10 protein-coding genes and 5 tRNA genes are annotated in these 13,065 nt (G+C 63.2%); 9 read left to right on the top strand and 6 right to left on the bottom strand.

Annotated elements, in window-relative coordinates; all coding sequences use genetic code 11:
• Positions 1 to 36: 36 nt before the first annotated feature.
• Both htpX and ACNQPL_RS08775 read right to left on the bottom strand, forming a co-directional pair.
• A complete protein-coding gene (htpX, locus tag ACNQPL_RS08770) occupies positions 37 to 924 on the bottom strand; it encodes a protease HtpX (protein WP_346615157.1) in 888 nt (295 codons plus the stop codon).
• A gap of 292 nt (positions 925 to 1,216) precedes the next feature.
• Complete coding sequence (locus ACNQPL_RS08775; protein ID WP_346615156.1) at positions 1,217 to 2,428, bottom strand: pyridoxal phosphate-dependent aminotransferase; 1,212 nt, start codon at positions 2,426 to 2,428, stop codon at positions 1,217 to 1,219.
• Between the two features lie 169 nt (positions 2,429 to 2,597).
• On the opposite strand from ACNQPL_RS08775, the gene msrB reads away from it, so the two are divergent.
• Both msrB and ACNQPL_RS08785 read left to right on the top strand, forming a co-directional pair.
• A complete protein-coding gene (msrB, locus tag ACNQPL_RS08780; protein ID WP_346615155.1) occupies positions 2,598 to 2,999 on the top strand; it encodes a peptide-methionine (R)-S-oxide reductase MsrB in 402 nt (133 codons plus the stop codon).
• 2 nt (positions 3,000 to 3,001) lie between these two features.
• Positions 3,002 to 3,490, top strand: coding sequence for a glutathione peroxidase (locus ACNQPL_RS08785; protein WP_416466464.1), 489 nt, complete (start codon positions 3,002 to 3,004; stop codon positions 3,488 to 3,490).
• Here ACNQPL_RS08785 and ACNQPL_RS08790 read toward each other — a convergent pair.
• Complete coding sequence (locus ACNQPL_RS08790) at positions 3,480 to 5,837, bottom strand: response regulator (protein WP_416466465.1); 2,358 nt, start codon at positions 5,835 to 5,837, stop codon at positions 3,480 to 3,482. The two genes, ACNQPL_RS08785 and ACNQPL_RS08790, sit on opposite strands and share 11 nt — an antisense overlap.
• A gap of 179 nt (positions 5,838 to 6,016) precedes the next feature.
• Between ACNQPL_RS08790 and ACNQPL_RS08795 the strand changes: the two genes are divergently transcribed.
• Positions 6,017 to 6,904, top strand: a complete 888-nt coding sequence (locus ACNQPL_RS08795; protein WP_346615152.1) for an ATP-binding protein — start codon at positions 6,017 to 6,019, stop codon at positions 6,902 to 6,904.
• Positions 6,905 to 7,387 carry a GAF domain-containing protein gene (locus ACNQPL_RS08800; protein WP_416466466.1) on the top strand — a complete coding sequence of 161 codons (483 nt, stop codon included), beginning with the start codon at positions 6,905 to 6,907 and terminating at the stop codon, positions 7,385 to 7,387.
• A 69-nt stretch (positions 7,388 to 7,456) separates the two neighbouring features.
• On the opposite strand, the gene ACNQPL_RS08805 is transcribed toward ACNQPL_RS08800, so the two are convergent.
• Positions 7,457 to 8,224, bottom strand: coding sequence for a hypothetical protein (locus ACNQPL_RS08805; protein ID WP_346615150.1), 768 nt, complete (start codon positions 8,222 to 8,224; stop codon positions 7,457 to 7,459).
• 369 nt (positions 8,225 to 8,593) lie between these two features.
• Between ACNQPL_RS08805 and ACNQPL_RS08810 the strand changes: the two genes are divergently transcribed.
• From ACNQPL_RS08810 to ACNQPL_RS08830, 5 genes are all read left to right on the top strand, one after another.
• Positions 8,594 to 8,669 (top strand) — tRNA-Glu (locus ACNQPL_RS08810).
• Positions 8,670 to 8,673: 4 nt separating this feature from the next.
• A tRNA-Gly gene (locus tag ACNQPL_RS08815) sits at positions 8,674 to 8,749 on the top strand.
• Between the two features lie 92 nt (positions 8,750 to 8,841).
• Positions 8,842 to 8,917, top strand: a tRNA-Glu gene (locus tag ACNQPL_RS08820).
• Between the two features lie 3 nt (positions 8,918 to 8,920).
• Positions 8,921 to 8,996 (top strand) — tRNA-Gly (locus ACNQPL_RS08825).
• An 86-nt stretch (positions 8,997 to 9,082) separates the two neighbouring features.
• Positions 9,083 to 9,158, top strand: a tRNA-Gly gene (locus ACNQPL_RS08830).
• Positions 9,159 to 9,290: 132 nt separating this feature from the next.
• Here ACNQPL_RS08830 and ACNQPL_RS08835 read toward each other — a convergent pair.
• Entirely contained in the window at positions 9,291 to 10,370 is a 1,080-nt protein-coding gene (locus tag ACNQPL_RS08835; protein WP_416466468.1) for a fimbrial protein, read from the bottom strand.
• A 19-nt stretch (positions 10,371 to 10,389) separates the two neighbouring features.
• Positions 10,390 to 12,909, bottom strand: a complete 2,520-nt coding sequence (locus ACNQPL_RS08840; RefSeq protein WP_416466469.1) for a fimbria/pilus outer membrane usher protein — start codon at positions 12,907 to 12,909, stop codon at positions 10,390 to 10,392.
• Positions 12,910 to 13,065 lie beyond the last annotated feature (156 nt).

Consider the following 13,065-nt stretch of genomic DNA (forward strand, 5'->3'; position numbering starts at 1 on the left):
AAGGGCGACCGAAGTCGCCCTTTTTTTGCCTGAGGATCAACCGCGGCGGCGCAGGGCCTCGATACGCTCTTCCAGCGGCGGGTGGCTCATCAGCAGGCCAGCCAGGCCATGCTTGAGGCCGCCATTGATGCCGAAGGCCTTGAGGGTGTCGGGCATCTGCACCGGCAGGCCTTGCTCCACGCGCAGGCGCTGCAGGGCGCCGATCATCGCGGCAGTGCCGGCCAGCTGTGCACCGGCTTCGTCGGCGCGGTATTCGCGGCGGCGCGAGAACCACATGACGATCATGCTGGCAAGGATACCGAGGATCAGTTCGGCGACGATGGTCGCCACGTAGTAGGCAATGCCCTGGCCTTCTTCGTTCTTGAAGATGACCTTGTCGACGAAGTTGCCGATGATGCGGGCGAAGAACATCACGAAGGTGTTCACCACGCCCTGCACCAGCGCCAGGGTGACCATGTCTCCGTTGGCCACGTGGCCGATCTCGTGGGCCAGCACGGCGCGCACTTCATCGGGCGAGAAGCGCTCCAGCAGGCCCTGGGAGACAGCGACCAGGGCGTCGTTGCGGTTCCAGCCGGTGGCGAAAGCATTGGCCTCGTAGGCCGGGAAGATACCTACTTCGGGCATCTTGATGCCGGCTTCGCGCGACAGCTCTTCGACCGTCTGCAGCAGCCACTGTTCGTGGCGGGTGCGCGGCTGCGAGATGATCTGGGTGCCGGTGGACATCTTCGCCATCCACTTGGAGATGAACAGCGAGACGAGGGAGCCGGCAAAGCCGAACACGGCGCAGAACACCAGCAAGCTGCTGAGGTTGAGGTCAACCCCGTTGGCGGCCATGAACCCGTTGAAGCCGAACAGGCTCAGGGTAATGCTTGCAACCAGCACCACCGCAAGGTTGGTGGCTACAAACAACAGAATGCGCATCATGGTTGTTACGTTCTCCTGACGGATGAGTGTGTTGCGTATGCGGGGTATATAAGGGGACGGTCGCTCGGATTCAATCAGGCGACTATTTCAAACTGTGTACGGCGGAGTATGGCAGAGGATGGGGTGGGGGCTGTGAGGTAGAGCATTGCAGGATGTAAGAATCGGTTTGTGAGATGTGTAGGGGGCTGCCTTGCAGCCCAATCGTCGGCAAGCCAGCTCCCACAGTAATCCCACAGCCTTCAGGCCTTTGGTGATCCTGTGGGAGCCGGCTTGCCGGCGATGAGGCCTTCAATTACTGCGAATACGTCCGCAGGAAATTCCCGATGCGCCCAATTGCCTGCTCCAAATCATCCACCCGTGGCAAGGTCACCACGCGGAAGTGGTCCGGCCACGGCCAGTTGAACGCCGTACCCTGCACGATCAGCAGCTTTTCCGACAGCAGCAGGTCCAGCGCGAACTTCTCGTCGTTAAGGATCGGGCAGACCTTGGGGTCGATCCGCGGGAACGCGTACAGCGCACCCATCGGTTTGACGCAGCTCACGCCCGGGATGGCGTTGAGCAGCTCGTAGGTACGGTTGCGCTGCTCCAGCAGGCGGCCTGGCGGCAGCACCAGGTCGTTGATGCTCTGGTAGCCGCCCAGTGCGGTCTGTATGGCGTGCTGGGCCGGCACGTTGGCGCACAGGCGCATGTTGGCCAGCATGTCGATGCCTTCGATATAGCTCTGGGCGTGGTGCTTGGGCCCGGAGATGATCAGCCACCCCGACCGGAAGCCCGCGACCCGGTACGACTTGGACAGGCCGTTGAAGGTCAGGCACAGCAGGTCGGGGGCCAGCGAAGCGGTGCTGATGTGCACGGCCTCGTCGTAGAGGATCTTGTCGTAGATTTCGTCGGAGAACACCACCAGGTTGTGCTGGCGCGCCAGTTCCAGCATGCCCAGCAGCAGTTCCTTGGAGTACACCGCGCCGGTCGGGTTGTTCGGGTTGATGATCACCAGCGCCTTGGTGTTTGGGGTGATCTTGGCCTTGATGTCCTCAAGGTCGGGGAACCAGTCGGCCTGCTCGTCGCACAGATAGTGCACGGGCTTGCCGCCGGCCAGGCTCACGGCAGCGGTCCACAGCGGGTAGTCGGGGGCCGGGATCAGCACTTCATCGTTGTTGTTGAGCAGCGCCTGCATCGACATGACGATCAGCTCGGAGACACCGTTACCGAGGTAGATGTCCTCGATGGTGACGCCTTCGATTTCTTTCTGCTGGCAGTACTGCATCACCGCCTTGCGCGCGCTGAACAGGCCTTTGGAGTCGCTGTAGCCCTGGGCGGTAGGCAGGTTGCGGATCACATCCTGGAGAATTTCGTCCGGCGCTTCGAAGCCAAACGGCGCCGGGTTGCCGATGTTCAGCTTGAGGATGCGGTGGCCTTCCTCTTCCAGGCGTTTGGCGTGCTTGAGCACCGGGCCGCGAATGTCGTAGCAGACATTGGCGAGCTTGTTCGATTTGCTGAACTGCATGATGTGATCCCGATTGAGAATACGCGGTGCGCCGCCGTCGAAAGGTTTGAAAGGGCGGGGCGCGGGTGCCAGACTTGGAGCCCGTGCACACGAAGCCAACTAATATACGTGCCACCCGCGCTACGGAAAAGACGGCGCGAGGTGAAATTCAGCCTGCCGAGGTCCCCACATGCAAAAGATCGACAAAACCCTTGAAGAATGGCGTGCGATGCTCGACCCGGAGCAGTACCAGGTGTGCCGCCTGAAGGGCACCGAGCGGCCGTTCAGCGGCAAGTACAACAGCGAGCGCCGTGAGGGCATCTACCACTGCATCTGCTGCGACCTGCCGCTGTTCGATTCGAGCACCAAGTTCGACTCCGGCTGCGGCTGGCCGAGCTTCTATGCGCCCCTGGCAGAAAGCGCGATGATCGAGATTCGCGATACCTCCCACGGCATGATCCGCACCGAGGTCACCTGCGCCCAGTGCGACGCCCACCTGGGCCACGTGTTCCCAGACGGCCCGCCACCGACCGGCCTGCGCTACTGCATCAACTCGGTGTGCCTGGATTTCAAACCGCGTAACGGAGCCTGAACATGGCTGGATCGATGCTGGACATCCCCTGCGTGACGATCGGCGGCGAGCACAAGGTGCTCGGCGATTTTGCCGGCAAGGCGCTGCTGGTGGTCAACACCGCCAGCCAGTGCGGTTTCACCCCGCAGTACAAAGGGCTGGAGCAGCTGTGGCAGCATTACCGCGAGCGAGGCCTGGTGGTGCTGGGTTTCCCGTGCAATCAGTTCGGCAAGCAGGAACCGGGTGACGCGCGCGAGATCGCACAGTTTTGCGAGCGCAACTTCGGCGTGAGTTTTCCGCTGTTTCGCAAGGTCGAGGTCAATGGCCCCAGCGCCCATCCGCTGTTCGTCGAATTGAAGCAGCGCGCACCGGGCCTGCTAGGGTCGCAGAAGATCAAGTGGAACTTCACCAAGTTCCTGGTCGACCCTGCCAGCGGCAAGGTCGTGCGCTACGCACCGACCACCAAGCCCCAGGCCCTGGAAGCCGATATCGAGCGCCTGCTCAGCCGCTGAGCGGTACCCAGTGGTCGATCAGTGCCAATAGCTCTTCGCGGCGGAACGGCTTGGCCAGGTAGTCGTTCATGCCCGCCGCCCGGCAGCGTTCGCGTTCCTCGGGCAGGGCGTTGGCGGTCAGGGCGACGATCGGCAGCTCTGGCCAGCGGCCACTCTGGCGGATACGCCTGCTAGCCTCGTAGCCGTCCATCACCGGCATGTTGCAGTCCATCAGCACCATGTCGAAATCCGCCTGCTCCAGCCATTCCAGCGCCTCGGCGCCTTGGGTGGCCAGCTGCACCTGGCAGCCGAGCTTGGCCAGCATGCCTTTGGCCACCAGCTGGTTCACCGGGTTGTCTTCCACCAGCAGAATGCGTGCGCGGCCGCTAGCGGCGGTTAGCGATGGCGTGGCCAGCGGGTGCTCGGGGGCATGGCCCTGCAGGGTACGGCGCAGGGTCTGGTACAAGGCATTGCGCGCCAGTGGGCGGGCCAGCTGGTGCAGAGGCGCCAGCTGCGCTGACTGCTCGGCGGGCAGGAAGTTGCCATAGGCGGTCACCAGCAGGATCGGCGTTTTGAGCGCAGGGCGCAGCTGGAACAGATGCTCCAGGTCGTCGGTGATCAGCAGGTCGATTGCGCGGCCATCCAGTGCCGCCGTGCTGTCATGCCGTTGGTACGCCAGCCCCCAGGCCGGCAGCACGTTCTGCAGCAGTTCGCACAGGCCGCTGCCTGCGTTGCTCAGGGTCACGACCCGGCCTTGCAGCGGTGCCGGCGGGATGGCTTCGGTATGGGGGGTGAGCGGCAATTCGGCGCTGAACACGCTGCCAAAACCTGGTTCGGAGCGGATATGCAGGTGGCCCTGCATGGCCTTGCACAGGTTGCGGGTCAGGGCCAGGCCCAGGCCGGTACCGCCATACTGGCGGGTGATGCCGGCGCCCGCCTGGGTAAATGGCTGGAAAATCCGCGCCTGGGCGTCTTCGGGTATGCCGATACCGGTGTCGCGTACCTCCAGGCGCACCCCGCCAACGATACGCGCCAGGTGCAGGTCGACGCGGCCGAAGCGGGTGAACTTGAGGGCATTGGACAGCAGGTTGCTGACCACCTGGCGCACGCGGGTGGGGTCGCCCAGCACCGAGCTTGGGAAGTCGCGGGCGATCAGGCAGGTCAGCTCGACGCTTTGCGCGGCGTTCTGTGACAGCAGGTTGGCGGTGTCCTCGACCATTGCGCCCATGTCGAAGGGTATCCGTTCGAGTTCCAGCTGCCCGGCGTCGAACTTGGACAGGTCGAGGATATCGTTGAGCAACTCCACCAGCACCTTGCCCGAGTCGTGGGCGATGGACAGTTGCTGGCGCTGCTCGCTGGCCAGGGGGCTGTCCAGGGCCAGGGCGATCATGCCGAGCATGCCGTTGAGCGGGGTGCGGATTTCGTGGCTCATGTTGGCCAGAAAGGCCGCGCGGGCCTGGGCCATGTCAAGGGCGCGCTGGCGGGCTTCGACCAACTCCTGGTTGGACTGGCTGAGGCGGCTGTTGCTGGCCTTGAGTTCTTCGGTGCGGGCCGAGACGATATCTTCCAGCTCGTTGAGGTACTGCGTCAGGCGATTTTCGGCGCTGCGCCGCTGCTGGATCTCGGTAGCCATGCTGACGAACTGCTGGTTGGCGACCTTGACCAGCACGCCGATCTCGTCCAGCTCATGGCCATGGGGGCACTCCAGGCGGGTTTGCCCAGGCTGGCGCGGATCACGCCCGCTGAGGGCGCCGATTACTGTCACCAAGGGCTTGGTCAGCATCATGTAGAACAGCGCCAGGAGAATGCCGGTGAGCACCAGGCTGCGGGCAAAGCCGTTGAGCAGGGTGACCCCGGCACGCTCGAGGAAGCGGCTGCCAAAGGCGTAGGTGTCGACGTCCAGGTACAGGGTGCCGAGGTATTCCTCGGGCATGTGGGTGAGGTAAAGACGCTCCTTGAACTGGCGCTGCTCGCCGAACAGAAAGTCGCTCAGGGGCCGGTAGCGGTCCTGCAGGGCCGCGCGCTGCACATCGGCCAGCACCGTCTCGTTGTTGTCGATCAAGCGCGCCCGGATGATCGCCGGCGACTGCAGCAGGCCGCGGGTCAGCTCCAGCGCCAGTTCCGAGTCGATGTTGTAGGCGATGCGCGAGGCCGGGTTGTGGCTGATTTGCAGCAACGCCTGCACTTCGCGGTTGATGGATGCGTCTTCGCTGGCATAATCGATGCCGATCTGGATGAGACTGAGCAATGTTCCCAGGATGAAGCCGACCAGGACTGTCAACCGGGCTTGCTTGTATGACAGGCGATTGGTGAACTTGATATCCATGGGTCCCGAGCCGGTTTCACATCCCTTGCGCTGCGCAAGCATAGCCGATCAACCCCGGCTGCTGGTGGGCCTGTCACACATTCAGCCTTGATTGCTCAACTGTCAGTGCGGGCCTCTCGCGGGTAAACCCGCTCCTACAGGTCATATGCGTACCTGTGGCAGCGGGTTTACCCGCGAGAGGCCCGCACTGCAGCCCTGAACCTGAATTGCTAGGAGTCGTCATGGACGCCCGCTTGAATAGTTTTCTGGAACGCGCCGAGTCCGTGCTGGCGCGCCTTGAGCCTTTGTTGCCGGCCCTGCGCCCGGACATCGACTGGGCCACCACCCTGGCCGCGCGCTGGCAGCGCGATGGCCGCAGCGGTTACCTGATGCCGTTGCAAGTCAGCCTGGACATTCGCTTGACCGACCTGATCGGCGTCGACAAGCAGCGTGACCAGCTGGGCCGCAACACTCACCAGTTCATCAATGGCCTGCCGGCCAACCACGCCCTGCTGTGGGGTTCGCGCGGCACCGGCAAATCGTCACTGGTGCGTGCCTTGCTGGCCGAGCACGCGGGCGCCGGGCTGCGCCTGATCGAGATCGAGCGCGATCACCTGGCCGACCTGCCGCGCGTGGTCGAGCAGCTGCAGAAGCTGCCGCAGCGCTTTATCCTGTTCTGTGACGACCTCTCGTTCGAAGCCGGGGAGGGCGACTACCGGGTGCTCAAGAGCGTGCTCGATGGTTCGCTGGAACAGGCGCCGGATAACGTGCTGCTGTACGCCACCTCCAACCGTCGCCACCTGGTGCCGGAGAAGGAGAGCGACAATGAGAACTGGAAGCGGGTCGATGGCGAACTGCACCCCAGCGAAGCGGTAGAAGACAAGATTGCCTTGTCCGACCGATTTGGCTTGTGGCTGTCGTTCTACCCGTTCACCCAGGAACACTTCCTCAGCGTGGTCGAGCACTGGATCGGCCAGCTGGCGCAGCCTGCCGGGCTGGCCTGGCAGCGCACCGAAGCCCTCGACATCCTCGCCGTGCGCTGGGCTACCGGCCGCGGCAACCGTAATGGCCGTTGTGCCTATCAGTTCGCCCGCTACTGGGTCGGGCTGCAATTGCTGGAGCAGAAATAAATGATCGACCTCAATGCCAGTGGCGCTGGCCTCGACGGCTATGACCTGCTGGCTGCGCAAGTGCAGGCGCTGTTTGCCGACGAGCGCGACTTCATCGCCAATGCCGCGCAGTTTTCGGCGTTCCTGTACAGCCAGGTGGACGACCTGAACTGGGCCGGGTTCTACCTCAACCGTAACGAAGAGCTGGTACTGGGCCCGTTCCAGGGCCAGGTGGCCTGTGTGCGCATACCGTTCAGCCGCGGTGTGTGCGGCGCGGCAGCGGCCAGCCGGCAGACACAGCGGGTCGAAGACGTGCATGCGTTCCCGGGGCACATCGCCTGTGACAGTGCGTCCAACAGCGAACTGGTGATACCGCTGGTGAAGGAGGGCAGGCTGATTGCTGTGCTCGACCTGGACAGCCCGAAGGTCGGGCGATTCAGCGAGGCGGACCAGGTGGGGCTGGAGCGGTTGGCGGCGGTTTTTCTGGAATTGACTGACTGCTGATCGAGGTTGCCTGGGCCGGCCTCATCGCGGGCAAGACAGACCGCGATGAGGCCGGGACAGGTTGAAGCATCAGTCGTAGATCACCTTCTTCTTCCAGGTCTCTTCCTCATCGGTCTTGAGGCCATCGGTCAATTCGTTGTGCTCGTTCTCGGCTGGCTCCATCTGGTCCAGCACCTGGGCATTGGCACGCGCCAGCAGTTTTTCCAGGTACGTCAGCTGCTCTTCGTACACTTTCGGCTCAGGCTGCTTGCGCAGGTACTGCACGCCGCGCTCGAAGGCCAGGCGGGCCTGGCCCGGCTGTTCCTGTTGCAGGGCCTGTTGGCCGAGGTTGTTGAAGAATTCGATGTGCAGCAGCACCAACAGGTGGCGGATTTCCTTGACCCAGTGCTTGCCCTCGCTGGTCTGCAGGACGTTCTCCTGGGTGGCCTTGACGATCTGGGTGTGCAGCGCCTCCAGCAGGAAGCGCACGTCCTTGGCCTTTACCTCGGTCTGGATCGGGTTGGGCGGGTTGTTCACCGGGATGCTGTCGCCGAGCGCGATCAGCCCTTCAAGCTCGGCGATGCGCGCCTTGAGCTCGGCATTGTGCTTGTCCAGCGCCAGTTGGCGCTGGTTGAGGTTCAGCTCCAGGCGGGTGAGCAACAGCTTCAAGGCCGGGGTCATGAACTGGCCGGGGAAGGTTTCGGTGATTTCGCCACAGCGGCGCAGGCGGTCCGCCAGCTCGATCTTCAGCCGTGCGCGTTCCAGCTTGCTGTTTTCGACCACATTATTGAGGTAGCCGATCACGATCAGCAACGCGATGCCCGCCACGATGAGCAGGGTGATCAGAAGTGGTGTCACCGTTAATGCCTCATTGAAGAAGAATTACAGCCTTGAGTGTAGTGAGTTCGCCTGGGGACGAACAGCGCCTGTGCTGGCCTCTTCGTGGCTAAAGCCGCTCCCGCAGGCAGTGCATCGGGCTCGACCTCGGCGCGGGCCCTGCAGGGGCGGCTTCAACCGCGAAGAGGCCAGCACAGCGCTCCCTCTCTCTATATCGACAACGCGGCCCGCATCTGCACCCCCATCCACCCGGAAGTCATTGATTTAAATAAATTTCTACAAAGGGGTTGACGGGTGTTCGAAGCATCCATAGAATGCGCGCCACTTGCAGCGTAAAGCACACAGCGAAACGCGGCAGGGAGTGAAAGCAGGCAGTAATGCCAGCAGCGTGTCCCCTTCGTCTAGTGGCCTAGGACACCGCCCTTTCACGGCGGTAACAGGGGTTCGAGTCCCCTAGGGGACGCCATATTGCGGGAATAGCTCAGTTGGTAGAGCACGACCTTGCCAAGGTCGGGGTCGCGAGTTCGAGTCTCGTTTCCCGCTCCAGTTTCTCCGGCAACGCTTAACGGCGAGGCAGGAAAAGAAAGCCCAGGTTGAATCGTGAGGTTCAATATCTGGCGCACTGAAAAGTGTTGTGTGTCCCCTTCGTCTAGTGGCCTAGGACACCGCCCTTTCACGGCGGTAACAGGGGTTCGAGTCCCCTAGGGGACGCCATTTGCGGGAATAGCTCAGTTGGTAGAGCACGACCTTGCCAAGGTCGGGGTCGCGAGTTCGAGTCTCGTTTCCCGCTCCAGTTTAAATACTGTGGCGTCTATGCGGTGCAGTGGTGGTGAAGGTCTTCATGGCGCTTCACGCCGATTAGCGGTAAAGCTTCACAATGCGGGAATAGCTCAGTTGGTAGAGCACGACCTTGCCAAGGTCGGGGTCGCGAGTTCGAGTCTCGTTTCCCGCTCCAAATCGAAGAACGAAGAAAGGGACGTAAGTCCCTTTCTTCGTTCTGCATGCCCGTTTTTTAATCTCACCTCGCTGGCCGTCATTCGCGCAACGGGCCAGGCCTGCCCGTTGCGCCCATCATCCTCGTTCGGTCTTACTTGTAATATATCGTGAAGTTGAGTGCGCTCTTGGCGACCCCGGTCGTAACACTGGGCGCCACCTGGTAGTAGCGGGCGTTGAAGCCTATGCGCATGTCCCCGGGGGTGATCGGGCTCACGTCCAGCTCCTGGCCAAGCTCGGCAGGTGTCACGCCGTCGGCTCGTAGCAGCTGCACGCCCAGGCCGGTCGCGCTACGAGGGTCGGGTGAGAGACTGAACAGCCCTTTGTCGGCATCGATCACAGTTGCGCCCTTGGCAACCTCCAGTTGAATGTGCACCCGTGCCTTGCCACCGGCCGGGTCGTCATCGCAGTTGTTCAGGTTGATGTGGAAGGGGATTGCAGCTGTGGCCGAGCCTTCGCCGGTAAAGCTGCTCAGGTCATGGTTTTCAAGATCTACCGGGTCGGCGCTGACTGCATCGGTTCGCAAGGAGCATTGCGCCTGCATTATCCTGCCGTGCAAATTGGCCTTGAGCACGCTGCCTACGCCGGTGAAATTGCCGGTGAACAGCTCCTGGCCGGCAAAGTCGTGCGGGCCCGGCGGTATTTCGCCAGTCTTGATTACGGTGATGTAGGTTTCCAGGTAGGTCGTGCGGATGGCCAGGGGGGCCGGATTGTCCTGGTAGCCAGTGTAGGGGACTGAAACAGCGGTCCGTGGTATCCAGTAGTTGTTCCATCCACCCTCGTACGGGGCACCCAGACGCACGTGCACGCCGACGCCGGGTATGTTGGTTTCGAGCACACGGTCGGTTTCGACGCCACCGATAGGTGGCAGCGGGCCGGGGAAGATTCTTGCGGTATTTGGCAGGTTGACTTCGGCATAGTCGCCAACGACAGCCACCGGGCAGAGGAGGACCTGGCCTGTGGCGTTCGTCGTTCTCATGCGGCTGGCGGTACGGATTACGCTACCCACGGGCGCATGGCGCGGTACCCAGAGGTTATCCAGTTGAATGTTGTACAGCAGTTGCCCGCTGGGGGCGCCGCCGTCCCATCTGCAAAGGGCAAGTGCGTCGCTACTGGCGAGCAGGCCTGTCAATGCCAGCGGCAGGATCGCGCGTCGGGTGAATGAGGCGTTCATGGGGATAGGTTCCGGTGCGTCAGAGGGTGGGGCAATTGAGCGTCTGTTGGTGGTAGCCCAGGGCCTGGTCCATGTGGGCGGGCTCGATCTGCAGCTGGCAGTGCTCATCGCTGGCTTCGCCCCAGCGCAGGTGTAGCGTCTGGGCTTTGTCTTCGACCGCCAGCAAGGCCTGGCCGGCCTGGCCGACTACCCCCAGCGACGTGCCTGCGTCGTCGTTGACCTGGGTGCCGAAAGGCAGTGGCTGGCCGTTGGCCCGGAGCAGGGTGAGGATTAGCCGGCTGACCTTGCGTGCCTGGAATTCGGCCAGCACGATCGCGCCGCGACGCGGTGTCAGGTGCTGGGCGCCGTTGTCGATCTGCACCTGCGGGCCGAGGTCGTCGGTGTCGAGTTCCAGCGAGTTGTTGCGGTAAGGCCGAAGGTAAGGCACCAGCAGGTGGCCGCTGCTGTCGCTGCGGCTGCCGGGGGCGTTCTTCACGCCGACCCCGGCGATTTCGGGCACGTGTACCAAGGCATTGGTTTCGCCCAGATAGCGGCCGCTGGTCAAGCCGCCCTCATGCAGCAACAGGCTGCCGCTGGCGTTGAGTGACAGCGCACGGTAATCGTCGCTTTGCGTGTAGCCGGCGCCAACACTGGCCCTGGCCCCCTGGTAGCCGACCGAGAAGGCGGAGGTCTGGTTGTGCCGTTCGTCCCGGCTGGTCGAGGCGACGTAGCTCAGGCGATGGTCCAGGGCGCTGCTGGAGAGGCTGGCGCGCTGGCTGTGGGCGCCGTTGCGTGACTGCAGGTCGAGGTTGGCGCTGGAGGCGCGGCCGAAGCCCAGCGGCAACGACACGCTCAGGCCGAACATGCGGTCGTTGTGGTTGCGCTCGTTCAGGGACTGCGAGGCGTACAGGTTGTAAGTGACATTGTGCAGGTGGGTGCTGAACTGCAACTGGTACTGACGCGACTGCTGGTTGCTTTGCCAATAGTCGTCCTGGGTCATGGTAAAACTCAGTGAGCTGCGGCTGCCCAGGCGCTGGTGGGCGGAGGCCTCCAGGCGGCTGCGACGGCTGCCTCGGTACGCGCTGTAGGCATTGCGTTCGCGTACGGCCTCGTCGTAGTCGCGATAGCCTTCGGTGGAGTAGCGATAGCCGGCGAAGCGCAAGTTGGTGCCGGTGTCGAAGGCCTTGCCGTAGCGTGCGGCGAAGCTGTGCCCGTTAACCTTGCCCAGGGTGCTGCCCAGGTCGCTCTCGGCGCGGGTCACATCGAATGACAGTGCGCCGATGTTGCCCAGGTCACGGGCGCCGCCCAGGGTGCCTGCGCGGTAGTAGTCGCCGCCTTGCACGCCACCATACAGGGTGGTGTTCCAGGCGCCGCCACGGGCCAGTGTCGCCTGCCACAGCAGTGGCGAGTCGAGGTCTTCGGCGCCGTTGTAGCGGCCCAGGGTGGCGCTATAGCGCCACACGCCTTCGCGCAGCAGGTTACTCAGGCTGGAATAAGGCTGGATGAAGCGCCTGACCTGGCCGTCGGCTTCGGTCAGGACGATTTCCAGTTCGCCGCTGCCGCTGCCAACGGCGAGGTCGTCGATTTCATAGGGGCCTGGCGCGACATAGGTGCTGTAGATGGGGTAGCCATTGTGCAGCACTTCGAGTTTGGCGCGGGTTTGCGCCACGCCGCGGATGATGGGCGCGTAGTTTTGCATCACGTCGGGCAGCATGCCCAGGTCGGAGGCCAGTTGCAGGCCCTTGAATGGCTGGCCCCGGAATACCTCGCCGTTGCTGAAGGTTTCGCCCAGGGTGAGGGTGCCGAGGCTGCCGGGCAGGTCGCGCTGGGCGTAGGTGTTGGTATGGCTCCAGCGGCGGCTGCCGTGTTCGTCCTCGCGCAGCGACTGGCTGCTGCGCAGGCGCCAGGGGCCTAGGTTGAGGCCACTGTTGAGGTACAGGTCCTGGCTGCTCTGGCTGCCGCCATGGGCCTGGCTGCGCATTTGCGCCGAGGCCTGGTAGTTGATGAAGGCGGCATTGATGCCGTAGTCCCACTGCTCGGCGCTGGGCATGCGCGCCGTATCCCGGCTCAGGAAGGCCTGGGGAATGGACAGCTCCAGGCGCAGGCGCCGGCTGTCGAGCTTGGCCGTGGCGCCGGGGGCGATGGTTTCGAGGTCCAGGCAGCGGTCATCCTCGGGCAAAGGCTGCGCCAGGCTCTGTTCGCGCAGGCCGGCCTGGCGCAGCAAGGCGGCGCTCAGGCAGGGTTGCAGGATGTGCTGGCCATCGTTTTTTTGTAGCAGTACATCGCGTTCGGCGAGGAACACCAGGTTGCCCCAGACTTCCAGGCGATAGCGGCCAGCGGCGAGTGGGGTTTCGGCGGCCAGGGACTGCAGGGCCAGGGCGCCAGCTTCGGCGGGCTGGTCGGGGGCCTGGCGCATGAAGCTGGCGTCGAATGTTGCATCGGCGCTCTCGGCTATTACCAGGCGATGGATAAGTAGCAGCATGGTGCCTGACCCAAGCGCCATGAGTTTGGGAAAGCGTAGGCGCGACGATTTAGGCCTGCGCTTGTAGGGCAGGAGCATGATGTGATCCTTTGTATCGGCGATTCATTTACCGTCTGTTCGGCTGGTTCTCGAGCAGGGTGCGAGATCGCCGTTGACTGGATGAGCCCAGGGCGAGGACGGGCGTGTTGCGGCCACGTTAGGGAATACGTGCTGACGGGTATGTAGGAGATATCC

The organism is Pseudomonas sp. LFS044 (assembly GCF_047978245.1).
Classification (GTDB): domain Bacteria; phylum Pseudomonadota; class Gammaproteobacteria; order Pseudomonadales; family Pseudomonadaceae; genus Aquipseudomonas.

What these genes read in the sequence shown, in the direction of transcription:
- ACNQPL_RS08785 (WP_416466464.1), top strand. Translation starts at nt 3,002, where the DNA reads ATGGCTGGATCGATGCTGGACATCCCCTGCGTGACGATCGGCGGCGAG.
- ACNQPL_RS08800 (WP_416466466.1), top strand. Translation starts at nt 6,905, where the DNA reads ATGATCGACCTCAATGCCAGTGGCGCTGGCCTCGACGGCTATGACCTG.
- htpX (WP_346615157.1), bottom strand. Translation starts at nt 924, where the DNA reads ATGATGCGCATTCTGTTGTTTGTAGCCACCAACCTTGCGGTGGTGCTG.
- ACNQPL_RS08775 (WP_346615156.1), bottom strand. Translation starts at nt 2,428, where the DNA reads ATGCAGTTCAGCAAATCGAACAAGCTCGCCAATGTCTGCTACGACATT.
- ACNQPL_RS08790 (WP_416466465.1), bottom strand. Translation starts at nt 5,837, where the DNA reads ATGCTTGCGCAGCGCAAGGGATGTGAAACCGGCTCGGGACCCATGGAT.
- msrB (WP_346615155.1), top strand. Translation starts at nt 2,598, where the DNA reads ATGCAAAAGATCGACAAAACCCTTGAAGAATGGCGTGCGATGCTCGAC.
- ACNQPL_RS08835 (WP_416466468.1), bottom strand. Translation starts at nt 10,370, where the DNA reads ATGAACGCCTCATTCACCCGACGCGCGATCCTGCCGCTGGCATTGACA.
- ACNQPL_RS08795 (WP_346615152.1), top strand. Translation starts at nt 6,017, where the DNA reads ATGGACGCCCGCTTGAATAGTTTTCTGGAACGCGCCGAGTCCGTGCTG.
- ACNQPL_RS08840 (WP_416466469.1), bottom strand. Translation starts at nt 12,909, where the DNA reads ATGCTCCTGCCCTACAAGCGCAGGCCTAAATCGTCGCGCCTACGCTTT.